Below are 18,922 nucleotides of genomic sequence, written 5' to 3'. Positions count from 1 at the left end.
GCCTGACAGCGCGCCGCGGCGGCCGGGGAGGGCGCATGTTCCTGGGGCTCGACTTCGGCACCTCGTCCGTGAAGGCGCTGCTGGTGGACGGGGAGCAGCGCGTCCTGGCCGACGCCGCCGAAGCGCTGGACGTCTCGCGCCCTCGCCCGGGCTGGAGCGAGCAGGACCCGGAGGCGTGGTGGCGGGCGATGCTCGCCGCCGTGGACGCGTTGAAGGCGGCGCGGCCGCGCGAGCTGGCGGCGGTGCGCGGCATCGGCCTGTCCGGCCAGATGCACGGGGCGGTGCTGCTGGACCGGAGCGGCGCCGTGCTGCGCCCTTGCATCCTGTGGAACGACACGCGCGCCACCGACGAATGCCGCGAGTTGGAGGCCGCCGTCCCGTCCCTGCACGCGACCGCCGGCAACCTCGCCATGCCCGGCTTCGCCGCGCCCAAGCTCCTCTGGGTGCGCCGGCACGAGCCGGACATCTTCGCGCGCACCGCGCGCGTGCTGATGCCCAAGGCCTGGGTCCGCTTCCGCCTGACCGGCGAGATGATCGAGGACATGTCGGACGCCTCCGGCACGCTCTGGCTCGACATCGGCCGGCGCGACTGGTCGGACGAGCTGCTCGGGGCGACCGGGCTGGGCCGCGCCGCCATGCCGCGCCTCGTGGAAGGCGACGCGCCGGCGGGCGCGCTGAGGCCGGAACTGGCCGCCCGCTGGGGCATGGCGCGGCCGCCGGTCCTCGCGGGCGGCGCCGGCGACAACGCGGCGGGCGCCGTCGGGCTGGGGGCGATCCGCGCCGGCGACGCCTTCGTGTCGCTCGGCACCTCCGGCGTGCTCTGGGCCACCACGGACCGCCACGTGCCCTGGCCGCGGGGCGCGGTCCACAGCTTCTGCCACGCCCTCCCGCGCACCTGGCACCAGATGGGCGTCACGCTCTCCGCCGCCGCCTCGCTCGCCTGGTGGTCGGGCGTCACCGGCCGTTCCGAATCCGACCTGCTGGCCGAACTGCCGGCGCCCCGCGCGGCGAGCCCGGCCGTGTTCCTCCCCTACCTTTCCGGCGAACGCACGCCGCACAACGACGGCGCCGTCCGCGGCGCCTTCGCCGGCCTGTCGCACGACACCGGGCGCGCGGCCCTGACCCAGGCCGTCCTGGAGGGCGTGGCCTTCTCCTTGCGCGATTGCCTGGACGCGCTGGCCGCGTCGGGCACCGCGATCCGCGAAGCGGCGGCGATCGGCGGCGGCTCCCGTTCGCGGGCTTGGGTGGCGATCGCCGCGGCGGCGCTCGGCGTCCCGCTGCACCGCGTCGCGTCGGGCGAACTCGGCGGCGCCTTCGGCGCGGCGCGCCTCGGCCGGATGGCCGCGACCGGCGAAGCGCCGGAGGCCGTCTGCGCCCCGCCCGCGCGCGTCGAGACGGTGGAGCCCGACCCCGCTCTCGCCGAAGCCTACGCGGCGCGCCTGCCCCGCTACCGCGCGCTGTACCGCGCCCTGTCGCCGTTGGAGGGAACGCCATGAGGCTCGCCGGCAAGTCGGCCCTGGTCACGGGCGCCGCGCGCGGCATCGGCCGCGCCGTGGCCGAGCGCTACGTCCGGGAAGGCGCCCGCGTCGCCGTCGCCGACCTCAACGAGGAGGCCGCGAAGGGCGCCGCCGCCGCGATCGGCGGAGGGGCCGTCGCCCTCGGCATGGACGTGACGCGGCAGGAGTCCATCGACGCCGCCGTCGCCGGCACCGTGTCCGCCTTCGGCCGGCTCGACATCCTGGTGAACAACGCCGGGATCTTCGACCTCGCGCCCATCGTCGAGATCACGCGTGAAAGCTACCGGCGCGTCTACGCCGTGAACGTGGAAGGCCTGCTGTTCACGCTGCAAGCCGGGGCGCGCCAGATGATAGCGCAAGGGCAAGGCGGCAAGATCGTCAACTTCGCGTCCCAGGCCGGCCGGCGCGGCGAGGCCCTGGTGGCCGTGTACTGCTCGTCCAAGGCGGCCGTCATCAGCCTGACGCAGAGCGCCGGGCTCGACCTCATCAAGCACGGCATCAACGTCAACGCCGTCGCGCCCGGCGTGGTGGACAACGAGCACTGGGACGACGTGGACGCGCGCTTCGCCCGGTACGAGAACCTGCCGCCCGGCGAGAAGAAGCGCCGCGTGGGCGCGGCGGTGCCCTTCGGCCGCATGGCCCGGCCGGAGGAGATCGGCGGCCTCGCCGCGTTCCTGGCAAGCGCCGACGCCGACTACATCGTCGCGCAGACCTACAACATAGATGGCGGCAACTGGATGAGCTGAGCGGGCGCACCGCCGGCTACGCCCTGCGCCCGGCCTCTCCCGCACGATCGGTGGGCCTCCGCCGATCCCTCGCGGCGGCTCAAGCCCCGAAGGCGATGCCCTCCTTGCGGTACATCTCCTTCACCAGCCGGAGCACCAGCTTGATCTCCGGCGACGCGTCGCCTTTGCGCGCGCTCATGATGATGGGCGAGACGGCCCCCGACTCGTCGAGCGGCCGGTAGACAACGTTGTCGCGGCGCAGCCGCTCGACCGAAGCCGGCACCAGGCACACGCCGGTCTCCGCGGCGACCAGGCCCAGCGCCGTTTGCAGCTCCCGGACCTCGTGGACCGCCGGCGGCTTCAGGCCGCGCCCGCGCAGCAGGCCGAGCACCTGGTCGGCGTAGCTCGGGCGCGGCGCCTTCGGGTAGACGACCAGGGTGTCGCCGGCCAGCTCCTCCAGCCGCAGCCGGCCGGTGCGCGACGCGAGGGGGTGGGATAGGGGCAGGGCGGCGCTGAGCTTCTCGTTGCGCAGCAGCGTCCGCTCGATCGCCGGGTCGTCGAAGGGGATGCGGCCGAAGCCCACGTCGATGCGGCCCTCCTTCAGCGCCGCGATCTGCTCCATCGTGGTGAGCTCGAGCAGCGTGAGCTCGACGCCGGGGCGCGCGCCGCGGTAGCGGCGGATCACTTCGGGCAGGTAGCCATACAGCGTCGAGGCCACGAAGCCGATGCTGAAGCGCGGCTTCTCCGCCTCCAGCAGCCGGCGGGCCATCGCCTTCATCTCGTCCATGCGGTCGAGCACCTGCACGGCCTGCTCGAAGAGGAGCCGCCCGGCGTCCGTCAGGGCGAGCGGCCGGCTGCCGCGGTCGAACAGGGCAACCCCGAACTCCTCTTCGAGCTGCTGGATCTGCCGGCTCAAGGGCGGCTGCGCGATGCGCAACTTCTCGGCCGCGCGGGTGAAGTTCCGCTCGCGTGCTACGGCCGCGAAATAGCGGAGCTGGCGCGACTCCAGGCGATACCTCCCAGGTATGGTTGCGACCAATTTAGTCTTGGACCGGCAGCATTGAAAGCTGCGATTTGGGCGGCAACGGAGGAACAAGATGATCCAAGTATCATCCAGGGCCAAGAACACCAGGTCCGCCATACGCCGTCCCGGGGCAGCCCCGGCCCGCCCGTCGCGCCGTCGGGCCGCCGCGCGCCCGTCGAGCCGCCGCCCGGATTGAGGCGCGCCGCGATGTACCTCTGCCTCTGCAACGCGCTGAGCGACCTCCAGGTCAGGCAAGCCGTCCACGACGGCGCCAAGCGCCCCCGCGAGATCTACGCCGCGTGCGGCTGCCGCGCCCAGTGCGGCGCCTGCACGAAAGGGCTCCTCGGGATCATCCGGGACGGCGCCTCGGCGCCCCCCGGCGCCTCCGCGAACCAATAAACACGGGAGAAAACTCATGCTCGACAGCGTCCAGACCAGGATCGACACCGCCCTCGAGGACGACGCCGCGAAGGGCGTCTACCGCGTCGGCCGGGACATCTTCACCGACCCCGAGTTCTTCGAGCTCGAGATGAAGCACATCTTCGAAGGCAACTGGATCTACCTGGCGCACGAGAGCCAGATCCCGAACAACAACGACTACCTCACCGGCTGGATGGGCCGGCAGCCCATCTTCATCGCGCGCAATCGGCAGGGCGAGCTGAACGCGTTCATCAACGCGTGCAGCCACCGCGGCGCGATGCTCTGCCGCCACAAGCGGGCCAACAAGAGCACCTTCACCTGCCCCTTCCACGGCTGGACCTTCAACAACTCCGGCAAGCTGCTGAAGGTGAAGGACCCCGAGGGCGCCGGCTACCCGGACAACTTCAACAAGGGCGGCTCGCACGACCTGACGAAGGTGGCGCGCTTCGAGAGCTACCGCGGCTTCCTCTTCGGCAGCCTCAACCCCGACGTGGCGCCGCTGAAGGAGCACCTGGGCGAGGCGGCGAAGATCATCGACATGATCGTGGACCAGTCGCCGGAGGGCCTGGAGGTGCTGCGCGGCTCCTCGACCTACGTCTACGACGGCAACTGGAAGCTGCAGACGGAGAACGGCGCCGACGGCTACCACGTCAGCGCGGTCCACTGGAACTACGCCGCCACCACCAGCCGCCGCAAGGAAGCGGAGCACGTGGACAACACCCGCGCCATGAGCGCGGGCGGCTGGGCCAAGCAGGGCGGCGGCTTCTACTCCTTCGAGAACGGGCACCTGCTGCTCTGGACCAATTGGTCGAACCCGGAGGACCGGCCGAACTGGGAGCGCCGCGAAGAGCTGGCCGCGCAATACGGCCAGGCGCGCGCGGACTGGATGGTGCAGCGCAGCCGCAACCTCTGCCTCTACCCGAACGTGTACCTGATGGACCAGTTCTCCTCGCAGATCCGCCACTACCGGCCGATCTCGGTGGATAAGACCGAGGTCACGATCTACTGCATCGCGCCCAAGGGCGAGGCGCCGGAGGCGCGGACGCGCCGCATCCGCCAGTACGAGGACTTCTTCAACGCCTCCGGCATGGCGACGCCGGATGACCTGGAGGAGTTCCGCGCCTGCCAGATGTCCATGCTGGGGCGCGCGGCCCGCTGGAACGACATGTGCCGCGGCGCCAAGCACTGGATCGACGGCCCCGACGAAGCAGCGGACGCGATCGGCCTCAAGCCGGTCATGAGCGGCGTGAAGACCGAGGACGAAGGCCTCTTCGTCGTCCAGCACAAGTACTGGCAGGAGGCCATGCGGCGCGCGCTGGCCGCCGAGGCCGGCAAGCCCCAGGGCTGAGGAGGAGAAACGCCATGTCCGCCACGATCGAAGCCCCCACCCGCGCCGCCGCCTTCACGCTGCAGGACGCGCAGCGGTTCCTGTACCGCGAGGCCCGCGCGCTCGACGACAAGGATTGGGACGCCTGGCTCGCCTGCTACGCGCCCGACGCCGAGTTCTGGATGCCGTCCTGGGACGACGACGACAAGCTGGTCGAGGACCCGCAAACCGAGATCTCGCTGATCTGGTACGGCCACAAGGGAGGGCTCGAGGACCGGGTCTTCCGCATCCGCACGGAGCGCTCCAGCGCCACCAGCCTGCCGGAGCCGCGCACCTCGCACAACATCAGCAACGTCGAGATCCTGGAGCAGTCCGGCGGCCTGGCGAAGCTGCGCTTCAACTGGGTGACGTTCAGCTACCGCTACAAGACCACGGACACCTACTTCGGCACCTCGTACTACACGGTGGACACCGCCGGCGCGCAGCCGCTGATCCGGCGCAAGAAGGTCGTGCTGAAGAACGACTACATCCACCACGTCGTCGACATCTACCACATCTGAGCGGCGGGCGAGGGAGGACGAACACCATGGGCCACAGCATCGCGCTCAACTTCGAGGACGGCGTCACGCGCTTCATCGAGTGCCGTTCCGGCGAGACGGTGGCCGACGCGTCGTACCGCGTCGGCATCAACATCCCGCTGGACTGCCGCGACGGCGCCTGCGGCACCTGCAAGTGCCGCGTCGAGTCCGGCCGCTACGACGGCGGCAGCTACATCGAGGACGCCCTGACGGACGAAGAAGCCGCCGGGGGCCTGGCCCTCGCCTGCCAGATGCGGCCGGAAACAGACCTCGTCCTGGCCATCCCCGCCTCGTCGGAGGTGTGCAAGACCAAGGGCCAGAGCTTCGAGGCGCCGCTCCGCGCGGTGGAGCGGCTCTCTGAGACGAGCATCGCGTTCTCGCTGGACGCGCCGGCCGGCCTCGCCTTCCTGCCCGGGCAGTACGTCAACATCCTGGTGCCGGGCACGGACCAGCGGCGCTCCTACTCGTTCAGCTCGGCGCCGGGCGCCGCGGCGGTGTCCTTCCTGGTGCGCGACATCCCGCGCGGGATGATGAGCACCTGGCTCCGCGAGGGCGCCGCGCCGGGGACGCCGCTGGAACTCGTCGGGCCGGCGGGCAGCTTCTACCTGCGGGAGGTGAAGCGCCCGCTGCTGTTCCTCGCCGGCGGGACCGGCTTGGCGCCCTTCCTGTCCATGCTCGGGAAGCTCGCCGCGGCGGGCACCGGCGGGCAGCCGGTCCACCTCGTCTACGGCGTGACCAACGACGCGGACCTGGTCGAGGTGCCGAGGCTGGAGGAGTTCGCCGCCAGCCTCCCCGGCTTCACCTTCGCCACCTGCGTCGCCGCCGAAGGCAGCGCCCACCCGCGCAAGGGCTACGTCACGGCGCACATCGAGCCCGCGCACCTGAACGGCGGCGAGGTGGACGTGTACCTGTGCGGCCCGCCGCCGATGGTGGACGCGGTGCGCGCCTGGCTCGGCGGGCAGGGCGTGGCGCCGGCGAACTTCTACTACGAGAAGTTCTCGCCGAGCGGCGCCGTGACCGTCACCGGCGAAACCCACCGGCAAGCGGCGTGAGGCGGCCATGACGCCCCATCCGGACCGCTTCGCCGGCAAGGTCGCCCTGGTGACGGGGGCGGCGCAGGGCATCGGCCGCGCCGTCGCGCTGCGGCTGGCGCGGGAGGGGGCGCGGGTCGCCCTCGTGGACCGCTCGGACCTCGTCGAGGAGGCCCGGCGCGAGGCCGGCGCGGAGGCGCTGGCCATCACCGCCGACCTCGAAACTTATGCCGGCGCGACCGCGGCCGTGGACGGGGTGCGCGGGCGCTTCGGCCGCCTCGACGTCCTCGTCAACAACGTCGGCGGCACGATCTGGGCGAGGCCCTACGCCGAGTATCAGGAGGCGCAGATCGAGGCGGAGATCCGCCGCTCGCTGTTCCCGACGCTGTGGTGCTGCCGGGCCGCGCTGCCGGCCATGCTGGAAGGCGGCGGCGGCGCCATCGTCAACGTCTCCTCGGTGGCGACGCGCGGGGTGAACCGCGTGCCCTACGCGGCGGCGAAGGGCGGCGTGAACGCGGTCACAGCCTGCCTCGCCTGGGAGTACGCCGAGCACGGCATCCGGGTGTGCGGCGTCGCGCCCGGCGGGACGGAGGCGCCGCCGCGCCGCATCCCGCGCAACACCGCCGCTCCCGTGGAGCGGAGCGAACAGGAACAGGGCTGGTGGCGCGAGGTGGTGGAGCAGACCAAGGCGTCCAGCCTCATGCGCCGCTACGGCACCACGGAGGACCAGGCCGCGGCGATCCTGTTCCTGGCCTCCGACGAGGCCTCGTACATCACCGGCGTCACCCTGCCCGTGGCGGGCGGCGACCTCGGCTGAGGAGCGGCGGCCGGACCGCTTCCGGCCAAGACCACCCGAACGGAGGAACGAGACATGAGCGACAGCCTGATGGAGACCAAAGAGGTCAAGGACCTGCTGATGAAGGTCAGCAACCTCGGAGACGGCAGCGGCGACCTGCGCCTGAAGCGCATCGTCCACCGCGTGGTGTCCGACCTGTTCCGCACGATCGAGGAGTTCGACGTGCAGCCCGACGAGTTCTGGTCGGCTATGGGCTACCTGACGCGGCTCGGCCAGGCCAACGAGGTCGGGCTGCTGGTCCCGGGCCTCGGCCTCGAAACCTTCCTCGACCTGCGCATGGACCAGGCCGAGCGTAAGGCCGGCCTTGAGGGCGGAACACCGCGCACCATCGAAGGCCCGCTCTGGATCGAAGGCGCGCCGCTCTCCAAGGGCGAGGCGCGGCTGGACGACGGCAGCGAGCAGGGCGAGGTGCTGTTCATGGACGGCCAGGTCCGCGGCGTGGACGGCAAGCCGGTGGCCGGCGCCATCGTCGACGTCTGGCACGCCAACACGCTCGGCGGCTACTCCTTCTTCGACCCCTCGCAGCCGAAGTACAACCTGCGCCGCCGCATCGAGACGGACGCCGAGGGCCGCTACCGCTTCCGCTCTATCCTGCCGTCCGGTTACGCCTGCCCGCCGGACGGGGTGACGCAGCAGCTCCTCGACCGGCTCGGCCGCCACGGCCACCGCCCGGCGCACATCCACTTCTTCGTCACGGCGCCCGGCCACCGGAAGCTGACGACGCAGATCAACATCGACGGCGACGAGTACCTGCACGACGACTTCGCCTTCGCCACGCGCGACGGTCTGATCCCGGAGGTGCGGCGGGTTTCGGACGCCGCGGCGGTGCGCGCGAAGGGCCTCAACGCGCCCTACGCCGAGATCACCTTCGACTTCGTGCTGCACGCCGAAAGCGCCGCCGCGCCGGACACGGTCGTGCACCGCGAGCACGCCCCGGCGGGCTGACCCCGACCGCCCGGCCGTCGCCTGGCGGCCGGGCCTCCCGACCACAACCGAGCCCCGCCCCGGCGGGGAGAACGCGCGGCGCGCCCCGGCGCGCGCCGCCTCCCCTTCTTGCGTCCCGAACGGAAGCCGATCCCCATGCCCGACAGCACGATCACCGTCCCGGCCGACCTCCGGCGCGACCTCTCCATCGCTTCGGTCCGCAGCACGATCGTGGACGTGCCGACGGTCCGGCGCCACAAGCTCTCCCAGACCTCGGTGACCGCGCAGAGCTACGTCATCGTCGAGGTCCGGCTCGCCAACGGCGCCGTCGGCGTCGGCGAGGCCGCGACGCTCGGCGGCCCGCGCTGGAGCGAGGAGAGCGTCGAGGCCATCAAGGCCAACATCGACGCCTACCTGGCTCCCGCCCTGGAGGGCTTGCCGGCCGACCGCTTCGAGGCCGCGGGCGCCCGGATGGACGCGGCGGCCAAGCGCAACAACGCCGCCAAGGCGGCGGTGGAGACGGCGCTGTTCGACGCGGTGGGCAAGACGCTCGGCCTGCCCGCGTCCGCGCTGCTGGGCGGCGCGGTGCGCGAAAGCGTGCCCGTGCTCTGGACGCTCGCCTCCGGCGACGTAGGGCAGGAGATCGAGGAAGCCGAGAACAAGCTCGCGGCCCGGCTGCACGACACCTTCAAGGTGAAGGTCGGCGCCCTGTCGCCAGAGGCCGACCTCGCCCGCTTGCGCCGCCTCGCCGGGGCGCTGGAAGGGCGGGCGGGCTTGATCGTGGACGCCAACCAGGCTTGGGACGAGACGACGGCGGTGCGCTGCCTGCCGGTGTTGGCCGAGCTCGGCGTGCGCCTGATTGAGCAGCCGCTGCCGGCCTGGAACATCCCCGGCATGGCCCGCGTCCGGGCGCGCTCCGCGGTGCCGCTGATGGCCGACGAGTGCGTGTTCTCGGCGCACGAGATGCTCGCCGTCGCCCAGGCGGCCGCGGCCGACGCGGTGTCGCTGAAGCTGGTGAAGCACGGCGGACTGCTGAACCTGCGCAAGGTCGCCGCCGTCGCCGAGGCGGCCGGCATCGGCCTGTACGGCGGCTGCCTGCTGGAAAGCTCGGTCGGCGCCGCGGCGCACCTCCAGGCCTTCGCCGGTCTGCGCGAGCTGGCCTGGGGCTGCGAGCACTTCGGCCCGCAGATCCTCACCGACGACTTGGTGCAGGAGCCGCTGCGCTTCGAGGACTTCCACGTCCACCTGCCCGCCGGTCCCGGCATCGGGATCACGCTCGATCAGGACAAGTTGCGCGGCTACGCGCGGCGGTGAGGAGGGAACGATGCTCTACCACGTCAGGATGGACGTGCGCGTGCCGCACGACGTCGACCCAGCCCGTTTCGAGCGGCTGAAGGCGGAGGAGAAGGCGCGGGCTCAGGAGCTGCAGCGCGCCGGCAAGTGGCGGCACCTGTGGCGGATCGCGGGGCAGTACGCGAACGTCAGCGTCTTCGACGTGGCCGACCACGACGAGCTGCACGCGATCCTGTCCTCGCTGCCGCTCTTCCCCTTCATGGACATCGCCGTCGCGCCGCTCGCGCGGCACCCCTCGGCGATCGACTGACCGCGGCCCGGGCCGCCCCGCCCGTCCGGCGGGGACGGGGCGGCCCGCGACCGAGCCCGCCGGCAATCCGATCAACAGGGAGACTTCAAGTGTCCACGGCACGCAGCATCGACGTCCAGGACGTCATAAACGCCCATCCCGTCTCGGGATTCCAGAAAATCGTCATCGCGCTCTGCTTCCTCGTGGTGGCGATCGACGGCTTCGACACCGCCGCCGTGGGCTTCATCGCCCCGGCGCTCCGCAAGGAATGGGGCGTGACGCCGGCGCAGCTCGCGCCGCTGTTCGGCGCCGGGCTGTTCGGCCTGATGGTCGGCGCCTTCGTCTTCGGCCCGCTCACCGACAAGGTGGGGCGCAAGCCCGTCCTGATCGCCACGACGGCGTTCTTCGGCGCCGCGACGGTCGCCTCGGCCTTCGCTACTTCGATCGAGGTGCTGACGGCGCTGCGCTTCGTCACCGGCATCGGGCTCGGCGGCGCCATGCCGGCGGCGATCACGCTCACTTCCGAATTCTGCCCGGAGAAGAAGCGGTCCACTCTGGTGACGCTGATGTTCTGCGGCTTCACGATAGGCTCGGCTGCGGCCGGCTTGGCGGCCTCTCACATCGTCGCGGCCTATGGCTGGCAGGGGCTGCTGGTGCTCGGCGGCGTGCTGCCGCTGTTGCTGGTGCCGGTACTCTGGGCGCTGCTGCCGGAGTCGGTGCGGTACCTGACCCTCAAGGGCGAGAGCCCGGAGAAGATCGCCGCGGCGCTGCAGCGGGTGGCGCCGGAGGCCGACCTCGCCGGCGCGGCCTTCACCGGCGTCCGCAAGCCGAAGGGCTCGCCCATGCTGCAGCTCTTCAAGGACGGCCTGGCCTCCGGCACGCTGCTGATCTGGCTCACCTTCTTCATGAGCCTGCTGGTGTTCTACCTGCTGTCGAGCTGGCTGCCGCTGCTGATCACCACCGCCGGCTTCTCCATGGCCAACGCCTCGCTGATGGCGGCGACGCTGGCGACCGGCGGCACGGTGGGCGCGGTCGTGATCGGGCGCCTGATGGACCGCTTCAACCCGCACCATGTGCTCGCCGTCGCCTACCTGCTGGCCGGCGCCTTCGTGGTCCTGCTCGGCAGCGCCACGGCCCTGCCTTGGCTGCTGGTGTTCGCCATCTTCGGCGCCGGCTTCGGCGTCGCCGGCGCGCAGGTCGGCGTGAACGCCCTCGCCGCGGCCTACTACCCGACGGCGAGCCGCGGCACGGGCGTGAGCTGGGCCAACGCCGTCGGCCGCGTCGGCTCGGTGCTCGGGTCCATGGTGGGCGGCTTCCTGCTGTCCCTGGGTTGGGACCTCTCCACGGTGTTCACCGTGGCCGCGGCGCCGGCCTTCCTGGCTGCTGCCGCCATGTTCGCCAAGGGCTCACTCAGCGCCCCCGTGCCGGCCGTGGCCGCCGTCGCGGCGGAGTAGCGACGGCGACGCATGGTCCGGGGCACGGGCGTGACCCGTGCCCCCCCACCCAACTCAAGGGAGGACGACATGGCTGCTTCCTGCATCATCTCCGTCGCGATCACCGGCTCGGTGCCGCGCAAGCGGGACAACCCGGCGCTGCCGGTCACCGTCGCCGAGCAGATCGAGAGCACGCACGCCGCCTACGAGGCCGGCGCGTCCCTGGTGCACGTCCACGTCCGGAACGACGACGAGACGCCGTCGAGCGACCCGGAGAAGTTCGCCGCCTTCCAGGAAGGCGTCCGCCGCCACTGCCCCGACATCATCGTGCAGTTCTCCACCGGCGGCCGCGGCCGCGCGCTGGAGGCCCGCGGCGCGATGCTGCACCTGCGGCCCGACATGGCCAGCTTGGCCACCGGCAGCGTGAACTTCCCGACCATCGTCTACGAGAACCCGCCCGATTTCGTGCGGTCCCTCGCCGGCACCATGCGCGACCTCGGCATCAAGCCAGAGATCGAGGTGTTCGACCTCGCCATGCTCACCAACACCGCGGACCTGGTGGCCGAAGGCCTCATCCTGCCGCGGCCGCATGTGCAGTTCGTCTTCGGTGTGAAGCACGCCCTGCCGCCGCGCGAGGACATCCTGGACTTCGAGCTGTCCCTCCTGCACGAGCTGATCCCGGGCGCGACCTGGACGGCGGCCGGCATCGGGCGCGATCAGTTCACCGTCACCCGATGGGCGCTCGCCCGCGGCGGCCATGTCCGCACCGGGCTCGAGGACAACATCCGCATGGACCGGCATACGCTGGCGCCCTCCAACGCCGCCCTGGTGCGCCGGACGGCGGAACTGGCCGCCGAGGCCGGGCGCGCGGTGGCCGATGCCGCCACGGCGCGCCGCATCCTCGGCCTGCCCCCCGTGCCGGTGCGGAGGGCCGCGTGATGCTCCGGCTCCGCCCCCTCCTCGGCTCCGCACCGCGCGCCCCGCTGACGGCGGGAGCGGTCGCGCCGGCCGCCACGCGGCGCGGTTTCCTGGCCGCCTGCGCCTGTTGCGCCGCGGGCGCGCTCGCCGCCCCCCGCTTCGCCGCGGCGCATGTCCCGCCCGGCCCGGCCTCCGCCCTGCACGCGCGGCTGGACGCCGCGGCCTCGGCGATCGAGGGGCGCATGATCGCTTGGCGCCGGGACATCCATTCGAACCCCGAGCTCGGCAACCAGGAGCACCGGACCGCCGCGCTGGTCGCCGCGCATCTCCGCCGCTTGGGCTTCGAGGTGCGGGAGGGCGTGGCCGCCACCGGCGTCGTCGCCACGCTGCGGGGCGGCGCCGGGGACGGCCCGGTCGTGGCGCTCCGCGCCGACATGGACGCCCTGCCGGCGCAGGAGCCGGAGGGCCTGCCCTTCGCCTCGCGCCGCCGCGCCACTTGGGACGGCGCGGAGGTGCCGGTGATGCACGCCTGCGGGCATGACTGCCACGTCGCCATCCTGATGGCCGCGGCGGAGGTGCTGGCCCTCCATCGCGCCGAGATGCGCGGCACCGCCGTGCTGCTGTTCCAGCCTGCCGAAGAGGGGCTGCCGGGTGGCGAGATCGGCGGCGCGCGCCGCATGCTGGCGGAGGGCGCATTCGACTCGCCGAGGCCCGACATGGTGTTCGGCCTGCACGTGCTGACGAGCATGACGACCGGCCAGATCGCCTACCGCCCGGGTCCCGCCCATGCCAGCTCCGACACTTTCCGGATCACCGTTCGGGGCCGGCAGGCGCATGGCGCCATGCCGTGGGACGGGGTGGATCCGGTGGTGATCGCCGGGCAGATCGTCACCGCGCTCCAGACCATCCAGAGCCGGCAGGTGGACGTGAACGACCCTTCGGTGCTCACCATCGGCACCATCCATGGCGGCACGCGCCACAACATCGTTCCCGACCGCGTGGAGCTGAGCGGCACGCTGCGCACCTACGACGAGGGCCGGCGCGCCTTCATGCAGCGCCGCGTCAAGGCGCTGGCCGAGGGCGTCGCGCAGGGCATGGACGGCGCGGCGGAGGTGGTGTGGGAGCCGGGCGGCTACGCCGCCCTGGTCAACGACCCTGCGCTCGCGGACCGGATGGCGCCGAGCCTCGCCCGCGTCGCCGGGCGGGACGGGCTGCGGATCAACCCGCGCCATACGGCGAGCGAGGATTTCGCCTTCCTCGCGCAGCGGGCGCCGGGCCTGTTCTTCTGGGTCGGCGTGACGCCCCCAGGCCAGGACCCGGCGCGCGCCGCGCCGAACCATTCGCCGCACTTCACTGTGGACGAGGCCGGATTGCTGGTCGGGCTGCGGGCGATGCTGCACTTGGTCGCCGACGCCACCGGCAGCGGGATGGCGTGACGTGCCACCTATCCCCAATAACGCAGCCGCGACCCAGGCCGGATCGGCCGCGCGAGCGGCGATCAGGTTCCGCAGGCGCAAGAACGACGCCAACTCAGGGAGCCGTGTAGCAACGGTGTGCTTGCCCCAGTCATCTTGGCCTCAGCGAGCGGACTCTGGACGTGGGGGAACTCGCGGCGGGAAACGGGAGATGGGGCGCTTAAAGCCAACAAAACAATGCTTTAAGGCAATAAAATGGCGTCCCATAGGGGATTCGAACCCCTGTTGCCGCCGTGAGAGGGCGGTGTCCTAGGCCTCTAGACGAATGGGACCCTGGCCGAGCAGTGAGCATGTAGCCCCGGCCGCGCGACCGATCAAGCGGGCTCCGGCGCCCGCCCGCGCTCACGACAGTTGCAGCGGCCGGGGCGGCGTCCCATAGAATGGCGACCAGACCACCACAGCAGGAGCCGCCACCATAGCCAGAGGCCCGATGCCCAACCAATTGCCGCCGCGCGATGGGCCGCGCGTCAACGAGGACATCCGCGTGCCGCAGGTGCGGCTCATCGACCAGGACGGCGAGATGCTCGGCGTGATGTCGGCGCGGGATGCGCTGACGCGCGCTTACGACGCCGGGCTCGACCTTTTGGAGATCAGCCCGAACGCCGTGCCGCCGGTCGTCAAGATCCTCGACTACGGCAAATACAAGTACGAGCAGCAGAAGAAGGCAAACGAGGCCCGGAAGAAGCAGAAAGTAGTCGAGATCAAAGAGGTCAAGGTCCGTCCGAACATCGACGACCACGACTACGACGTGAAGATGCGCGCGATGAAGTCTTTCATAGGCGAGGGCGACAAGGTGAAGGTGACGCTGCGCTTCCGCGGCCGCGAGATGGCCCACCAGGACCTCGGCATCAAGGTGCTGGAGCGCATCCGCCAGGAGCTCGGCGAGACCATCAAGGTCGAGCAGATGCCCCGGCTCGAGAATCGCCAGATGATCATGGTGCTAGCGCCGAAGTAGCGGCGCTGCCGACCTTGCGTCCGTAACGGAGGACGAAAGCCGCCGTACTCCTCCCGTTCGGTGTTTGGGGCTACCTGCGGTGGACCCGGGACGCTCGCGGTGAACATTCGTACCCAGCCGAGATCGGAGACGAGCCCCCGCGTCGCCGATGATGGCGTGCCATGCGGGTTCTTGACACAGAACGTTGTTTCGGCTACAAAAATCGATCACCGGGATAGTCCCGGCCGATCGGTCGTCCGCCTTCGCGCGGTCGGCTCCGCCGCTCCGCGAGTGTTCGCGCAGCGGCGCGTTCCGTCTTGGGGCATCGGCAAGCACCGGCGTTCACCCGCCGCCACGAGGCCACGATGGGCGAAACAGCAGCGCATCCTGGGATGACCCCAACTGCCGTGCGTTCCGTCGCGCCTGAGGGATTTGTCCGAATGCCGCAAAAGACGGGGCGCGGGCCACAGCACGACGGCAACGCCGGCGGTGACGACGGCCTGCGGCATTCGTCCGGATTGGGCAGAATGGCGGTTCGCCGTCCGGCGAGCCCGCCCAGGCCCGCGCGGCGGGTGAGGTAGGCCACCCGCCATGTTCGAAGCGCTCTCCTCCAAGCTGAACGGCGTGTTCGACCGGCTGCGCCGCCGCGGCGCGCTGTCGGAAGCCGACGTGTCCGAAGCGCTGCGCGAAGTCCGCGTGGCGCTGCTGGAGGCCGACGTCGCGCTGCCCGTGGTGAAGGACCTCGTCGCCAAGGTGCGCGAGCGCGCGGTCGGCCAGGAGGTGATCCGCTCCGTCTCGCCCGCCCAGCAGGTCGTCAAGATCGTCAACGACGCCATCGTGGAGGCGTTGGGCGGCGGCGGCGAGACCCCGGCGCCCTCCGGCCTGGACCTCAGCGCCCCGTCGCCGGTGCCGATCCTGATGGTCGGCCTCCAGGGCTCGGGCAAGACCACGACCTCCGGCAAGATCGCGCTGCGCCTCAAGAACCGCGACCGCAAGAAGGTGCTGCTGGCGTCCCTCGACGTGCAGCGCCCCGCCGCGCAGCTCCAGCTCGCCCAGCTCGCGCAGCAGGCGGGCGTCGCCAGCCTGCCCATCGTCCCCGGCCAGACGCCTTTGGAGATCGCCGCCCGCGCCATGGACGTGGGCCGGCGCGAACTCTACGACGTGGTGGTCCTCGACACCGCCGGGCGGCTGGCCATCGACGAGGCGCTGATGGGCGAGGTCGCGGCGGTGAAGGCCCAGGCGCGCCCGCACGAGACGCTTCTGGTCGTTGACGCCATGACCGGCCAGGACGCGGTGAACACCGCCCGCGCCTTCCAGGAGCGCGTCGGCGTCACCGGCATCGTCATGACGCGCGTGGACGGCGACGCCCGCGGCGGGGCGGCTCTTTCCATGCGCCAGATCACTGGCGCCCCCATCAAGCTGCTCGGCGCCGGCGAGAAGCAGGACGCGCTGGAGGACTTCCACCCGGACCGCATCGCCGGCCGCATCCTCGGCATGGGCGACATCGTCTCCCTGGTCGAGCGCGCCGCGGAGACCATCGACCGCGACGAGGCCGAGAAGCTCGCCGCCAAGATGCAGAAGGGCAAGTTCGACCTGGAGGACTACGCGAGCCAGCTCAAGCAGATCGGCAAGATGGGCAGCCTGTCCGGAATCCTCGGCATGCTGCCCGGCGTGGGCAGGATGAAGCAGCAGATCGAGGACGCGAACCTCGACAACACCATCCTCAAGCGCCACGCCGCCATCATCGGCTCCATGACGCCCAAGGAGCGGCGGACGCCCGACATCATCAAGGCGTCGCGCAAGCGCCGCATCGCCGCCGGCGCCGGCACCACCGTGCAGGAGGTGAACCGGCTGCTGAAGCAGTTCGACGACATGTCCGCGATGATGAAGCGGATGAACAAGATGGGGCAGAAAGGGATGATGCGCGGCGGCCTCGCGGCGCTGATGCCCAAGGGCATGCAGCCCCCCGGCGGCGGCCGGCGCCCGTTCTGAACAGCAACGCGAACCAACCAAGGAGCACCCGGAGAACCCATGGGCCTCAAGATCCGCCTCGCCCGCGCCGGCGCCAAGAAGCGCCCCTACTACCACATCGTGGTGGCCGACAGCCGCTCGCCGCGCGACGGCCGCTTCATCGAGAAGATCGGCTCCTACAACCCGATGCTGCCGTCCGAGCACGCCGACCGCGTGCGCCTGCAGGACGAGCGCATCAAGCACTGGATGGGCCAGGGCGCGCTGGCGACCGACCGCGTGGCCAAGTTCCTCGGCAAGGCCGGCCTCGCCCCGATGCCGGTGATCCGCGAGCAGCCGAAGCAGTCCGCGCCGAAGAAGAAGGCGCAGGAGCGCGCCGCCGCTGCCGCGGCCGCCTCCGCGGGCTGAGGAACGGGGGAGGGGCTGAAAGGTGGCTCCGGCGGGGCGCATCCTGGTGGGCGAGATCGGCCGGCCGCACGGCGTGCGCGGCCTCGTCAAGCTGCGCTCCTTCACCGCCGACCCCGCCGCCATCGCCTCCTATGGCCCGCTCACGGACGAGACGGGACAACGCCGCTTCGCGCTCACCCTCCTCTCGGACGGCCTCGCCCGCGTGGAGGGCGTGGAAGACCGCGACGCGGCGGCGCGCCTGACCGGCGCCCGGCTCTACGTGGAGCGCGCCAGCCTGCCGCCGCCGGACGAGGACGAGTTCTACCTCGCCGACCTGGTCGGCCTGCGCGCCGAAACCGCCGCGGCCGAGCCGCTCGGCCGCGTCCGCTCGGTGGAGGACAACGGCGCCGGAGCCTTTCTCGTGCTGGACGGCCCGCGGGGGGAACGCTTCGTGCCCTTCACCCGCGCCTGCGTACCGGTGGTGGACGTGGCGGCCGGGCGGGTGGTGGTCGAACCGCCCGAAGAAACAGCCGCGCCGCCGCCCCCGGACGAGGAAGCTGCGGCATGACCCCGTGGCGCGCGACCGTCCTCACCCTCTTCCCCGAGGTGTTCCCCGGCCCGCTCGGCGCGTCCCTCGCCGGGCGCGGCCTGCGCGAAGGGCTCTGGCGCCTCGACGCGCTCGACATGCGCCCTTTCGGCATCGGCCGCCACCGCAGCGTGGACGATACGCCTTTCGGCGGCGGCGCCGGCATGGTGCTGCGCCCGGACGTGGTGGACGCCGCTTGCGAAGCGGCGCTGGCCGAGGGGCCGAACCGCCCCCTGGTGGCGCTCACGCCGCGCGGCGAGCCGCTCACGCAAGCCGTCGTGCGCGACCTCGCCGCCGGCCCCGGCGCCGTGCTGCTCTGCGGCCGGTACGAGGGCGTGGACCAGCGGGTGGTCGAGGCGCGCGGGATGCGCGAGATCTCGATAGGCGACTACGTCCTGTCCGGCGGCGAGACGGCCGCGATGGTCCTGCTCGACGCCTGCGTGCGCCTCCTGCCCGGCGTCATGGGCGCCGCCGAGAGCGCCGAGGAGGAGAGCTTCGCGCCCGCCGCGGACGGCCTCCTGGAGTATCCGCATTACACCCGCCCGGCCGAGTGGAACGGCCTCCGCGTGCCGGAGGTGCTGCTGTCCGGCCACCACGCCGGCGTCTCCCGCTGGCGCCGCGCCGAGGCCGAGCGCGTGACGCGGGAACGACGCCCCGACCTGTGGGCGCGCCGTGCCCAACCGACTCCAACCGTCGCGGGAGAGGGGACGGCGCCGCCGCCATCGCTTGCCGCCCGCCCCGACGCCGCCTAAACCGAACGCGAGAAGGACCTTACCCATGAACCTGTTGCAGCAATTCGAGGCGGACCAGCAGGCCCGGCTCCTCGCCGCCCGCGCCGTGCCGGAGTTCGACCCCGGCGACACCGTGCGCGTGATGGTGCGCGTGGTGGAAGGCGAGCGCACCCGCCTCCAGGCCTACGAGGGCGTGGTGATCGCGCGCTCCAACCGCGGCGTGAACAGCAACTTCACCGTGCGCAAGCTCTCCTACGGCGAGGGCGTGGAGCGCGTGTTCCCGCTCTACTCGCCCTCCGTCGCGGAGATCGTGGTGGTGCGGCGCGGCAAGGTGCGGCGCGCGAAGCTGTACTACCTCCGTGGCCGCACCGGGAAGTCGGCCCGCATCCAGGAGCGCGCGGCCGACAACAAGGCTACGGCGGCCGCCAAGGCGAACGCGACCGCGGCCGCCGCGCCCGAGTCCACCGAACAGCCGCAACAGGGCTGAACCCAAGCACCGAAACGAC

20 protein-coding genes and 1 tRNA gene are annotated in these 18,922 nt (G+C 71.9%); 19 read left to right on the top strand and 2 right to left on the bottom strand.

Annotated elements, in window-relative coordinates; genetic code table 11:
• Positions 1-35: 35 nt before the first annotated feature.
• Together xylB and ABD067_RS02405 are read left to right on the top strand one after the other, a co-directional pair.
• Positions 36-1,496 carry a xylulokinase gene (xylB, locus tag ABD067_RS02410; RefSeq protein WP_343893654.1) on the top strand — a complete coding sequence of 487 codons (1,461 nt, stop codon included), beginning with the start codon at positions 36-38 and terminating at the stop codon, positions 1,494-1,496.
• Positions 1,493-2,263: an L-iditol 2-dehydrogenase gene (locus tag ABD067_RS02405; protein ID WP_343893548.1), complete on the top strand. Its 771-nt coding sequence runs from the start codon at positions 1,493-1,495 to the stop codon at positions 2,261-2,263. The genes xylB and ABD067_RS02405 overlap by 4 nt, the downstream gene beginning before the upstream one ends.
• 79 nt (positions 2,264-2,342) lie before the next feature.
• Here ABD067_RS02405 and ABD067_RS02400 read toward each other — a convergent pair whose 3' ends face one another.
• On the bottom strand, positions 2,343-3,281 hold the full coding sequence (locus ABD067_RS02400) for a LysR family transcriptional regulator (RefSeq protein WP_343893547.1): 939 nt from the start codon (positions 3,279-3,281) through the stop codon (positions 2,343-2,345).
• A gap of 177 nt (positions 3,282-3,458) precedes the next feature.
• On the opposite strand from ABD067_RS02400, the gene ABD067_RS02395 reads away from it, so the two are divergent.
• The 11 genes from ABD067_RS02395 to ABD067_RS02345 all read left to right on the top strand — a co-directional run bounded on the left by ABD067_RS02395 (position 3,459) and on the right by ABD067_RS02345 (position 13,771).
• A complete protein-coding gene (locus ABD067_RS02395; RefSeq protein ID WP_343893546.1) occupies positions 3,459-3,665 on the top strand; it encodes a (2Fe-2S)-binding protein in 207 nt (68 codons plus the stop codon).
• A gap of 16 nt (positions 3,666-3,681) precedes the next feature.
• Positions 3,682-5,034 carry a benzoate 1,2-dioxygenase large subunit gene (gene benA / locus ABD067_RS02390; protein WP_343893545.1) on the top strand — a complete coding sequence of 451 codons (1,353 nt, stop codon included), beginning with the start codon at positions 3,682-3,684 and terminating at the stop codon, positions 5,032-5,034.
• 14 nt (positions 5,035-5,048) lie between these two features.
• On the top strand, positions 5,049-5,573 hold the full coding sequence (benB, locus tag ABD067_RS02385; RefSeq protein ID WP_343893544.1) for a benzoate 1,2-dioxygenase small subunit: 525 nt from the start codon (positions 5,049-5,051) through the stop codon (positions 5,571-5,573).
• 26 nt (positions 5,574-5,599) lie between these two features.
• Positions 5,600-6,643 (top strand): benzoate 1,2-dioxygenase electron transfer component BenC, encoded by a 1,044-nt coding sequence (gene benC, locus ABD067_RS02380; protein ID WP_343893543.1) that lies wholly within the window; start codon positions 5,600-5,602, stop codon positions 6,641-6,643.
• A 7-nt stretch (positions 6,644-6,650) separates the two neighbouring features.
• Positions 6,651-7,439: a 1,6-dihydroxycyclohexa-2,4-diene-1-carboxylate dehydrogenase gene (locus ABD067_RS02375; protein WP_343893542.1), complete on the top strand. Its 789-nt coding sequence runs from the start codon at positions 6,651-6,653 to the stop codon at positions 7,437-7,439.
• A 54-nt stretch (positions 7,440-7,493) separates the two neighbouring features.
• Positions 7,494-8,423: a catechol 1,2-dioxygenase gene (gene catA / locus ABD067_RS02370; protein WP_343893541.1), complete on the top strand. Its 930-nt coding sequence runs from the start codon at positions 7,494-7,496 to the stop codon at positions 8,421-8,423.
• 135 nt (positions 8,424-8,558) lie between these two features.
• Positions 8,559-9,716: a muconate/chloromuconate family cycloisomerase gene (locus tag ABD067_RS02365; protein WP_343893540.1), complete on the top strand. Its 1,158-nt coding sequence runs from the start codon at positions 8,559-8,561 to the stop codon at positions 9,714-9,716.
• Between the two features lie 10 nt (positions 9,717-9,726).
• Entirely contained in the window at positions 9,727-10,005 is a 279-nt protein-coding gene (gene catC / locus ABD067_RS02360) for a muconolactone Delta-isomerase (protein WP_343893539.1), read from the top strand.
• Positions 10,006-10,094: 89 nt separating this feature from the next.
• Complete coding sequence (locus tag ABD067_RS02355; protein WP_343893538.1) at positions 10,095-11,438, top strand: MFS transporter; 1,344 nt, start codon at positions 10,095-10,097, stop codon at positions 11,436-11,438.
• A gap of 69 nt (positions 11,439-11,507) precedes the next feature.
• Positions 11,508-12,356 (top strand): BKACE family enzyme, encoded by an 849-nt coding sequence (locus ABD067_RS02350; RefSeq protein ID WP_343893537.1) that lies wholly within the window; start codon positions 11,508-11,510, stop codon positions 12,354-12,356.
• Complete coding sequence (locus ABD067_RS02345; protein WP_343893536.1) at positions 12,356-13,771, top strand: amidohydrolase; 1,416 nt, start codon at positions 12,356-12,358, stop codon at positions 13,769-13,771. The genes ABD067_RS02350 and ABD067_RS02345 overlap by 1 nt, the downstream gene beginning before the upstream one ends.
• Positions 13,772-14,006: 235 nt before the next feature.
• Here ABD067_RS02345 and ABD067_RS02340 read toward each other — a convergent pair.
• A tRNA-Glu gene (locus ABD067_RS02340) sits at positions 14,007-14,082 on the bottom strand.
• A gap of 158 nt (positions 14,083-14,240) precedes the next feature.
• Here ABD067_RS02340 and infC point away from each other — a divergent pair.
• The 6 genes from infC to rplS all read left to right on the top strand — a co-directional run bounded on the left by infC (position 14,241) and on the right by rplS (position 18,903).
• Positions 14,241-14,765, top strand: a complete 525-nt coding sequence (gene infC, locus ABD067_RS02335) for a translation initiation factor IF-3 (RefSeq protein ID WP_343893535.1) — start codon at positions 14,241-14,243, stop codon at positions 14,763-14,765.
• Positions 14,766-15,335: 570 nt separating this feature from the next.
• Entirely contained in the window at positions 15,336-16,736 is a 1,401-nt protein-coding gene (gene ffh, locus ABD067_RS02330) for a signal recognition particle protein (RefSeq protein ID WP_343893534.1), read from the top strand.
• Positions 16,737-16,775: 39 nt separating this feature from the next.
• Positions 16,776-17,120 carry a 30S ribosomal protein S16 gene (gene rpsP / locus ABD067_RS02325; protein WP_343893533.1) on the top strand — a complete coding sequence of 115 codons (345 nt, stop codon included), beginning with the start codon at positions 16,776-16,778 and terminating at the stop codon, positions 17,118-17,120.
• 22 nt (positions 17,121-17,142) lie between these two features.
• The gene (rimM, locus tag ABD067_RS02320) at positions 17,143-17,667 is read left to right on the top strand and encodes a ribosome maturation factor RimM (RefSeq protein ID WP_343893532.1); all 525 of its coding nucleotides are present in this window, start codon (positions 17,143-17,145) and stop codon (positions 17,665-17,667) included.
• The gene (trmD, locus tag ABD067_RS02315; RefSeq protein WP_343893531.1) at positions 17,664-18,437 is read left to right on the top strand and encodes a tRNA (guanosine(37)-N1)-methyltransferase TrmD; all 774 of its coding nucleotides are present in this window, start codon (positions 17,664-17,666) and stop codon (positions 18,435-18,437) included. Before rimM ends, trmD begins: the two co-directional genes overlap by 4 nt.
• Positions 18,438-18,462: 25 nt before the next feature.
• Positions 18,463-18,903 (top strand): 50S ribosomal protein L19, encoded by a 441-nt coding sequence (rplS, locus tag ABD067_RS02310; protein WP_343893530.1) that lies wholly within the window; start codon positions 18,463-18,465, stop codon positions 18,901-18,903.
• Positions 18,904-18,922: the final 19 nt, after the last annotated feature.

The sequence above is a fragment of the Craurococcus roseus genome, from assembly GCF_039523795.1.
Classification (GTDB): Bacteria; Pseudomonadota; Alphaproteobacteria; order Acetobacterales; family Acetobacteraceae; genus Craurococcus; species Craurococcus roseus.
This window is presented reverse-complemented; position numbering and strand designations above follow the sequence as displayed.

What these genes read in the sequence shown, in the direction of transcription:
- xylB (WP_343893654.1), top strand. Translation starts at nt 36, where the DNA reads ATGTTCCTGGGGCTCGACTTCGGCACCTCGTCCGTGAAGGCGCTGCTG.
- ABD067_RS02405 (WP_343893548.1), top strand. Translation starts at nt 1,493, where the DNA reads ATGAGGCTCGCCGGCAAGTCGGCCCTGGTCACGGGCGCCGCGCGCGGC.
- benA (WP_343893545.1), top strand. Translation starts at nt 3,682, where the DNA reads ATGCTCGACAGCGTCCAGACCAGGATCGACACCGCCCTCGAGGACGAC.
- benB (WP_343893544.1), top strand. Translation starts at nt 5,049, where the DNA reads ATGTCCGCCACGATCGAAGCCCCCACCCGCGCCGCCGCCTTCACGCTG.
- benC (WP_343893543.1), top strand. Translation starts at nt 5,600, where the DNA reads ATGGGCCACAGCATCGCGCTCAACTTCGAGGACGGCGTCACGCGCTTC.
- ABD067_RS02375 (WP_343893542.1), top strand. Translation starts at nt 6,651, where the DNA reads ATGACGCCCCATCCGGACCGCTTCGCCGGCAAGGTCGCCCTGGTGACG.
- catA (WP_343893541.1), top strand. Translation starts at nt 7,494, where the DNA reads ATGAGCGACAGCCTGATGGAGACCAAAGAGGTCAAGGACCTGCTGATG.
- ABD067_RS02365 (WP_343893540.1), top strand. Translation starts at nt 8,559, where the DNA reads ATGCCCGACAGCACGATCACCGTCCCGGCCGACCTCCGGCGCGACCTC.
- catC (WP_343893539.1), top strand. Translation starts at nt 9,727, where the DNA reads ATGCTCTACCACGTCAGGATGGACGTGCGCGTGCCGCACGACGTCGAC.
- ABD067_RS02350 (WP_343893537.1), top strand. Translation starts at nt 11,508, where the DNA reads ATGGCTGCTTCCTGCATCATCTCCGTCGCGATCACCGGCTCGGTGCCG.
- ABD067_RS02345 (WP_343893536.1), top strand. Translation starts at nt 12,356, where the DNA reads ATGCTCCGGCTCCGCCCCCTCCTCGGCTCCGCACCGCGCGCCCCGCTG.
- infC (WP_343893535.1), top strand. Translation starts at nt 14,241, where the DNA reads ATGCCCAACCAATTGCCGCCGCGCGATGGGCCGCGCGTCAACGAGGAC.
- ffh (WP_343893534.1), top strand. Translation starts at nt 15,336, where the DNA reads ATGTTCGAAGCGCTCTCCTCCAAGCTGAACGGCGTGTTCGACCGGCTG.
- rpsP (WP_343893533.1), top strand. Translation starts at nt 16,776, where the DNA reads ATGGGCCTCAAGATCCGCCTCGCCCGCGCCGGCGCCAAGAAGCGCCCC.
- trmD (WP_343893531.1), top strand. Translation starts at nt 17,664, where the DNA reads ATGACCCCGTGGCGCGCGACCGTCCTCACCCTCTTCCCCGAGGTGTTC.
- rplS (WP_343893530.1), top strand. Translation starts at nt 18,463, where the DNA reads ATGAACCTGTTGCAGCAATTCGAGGCGGACCAGCAGGCCCGGCTCCTC.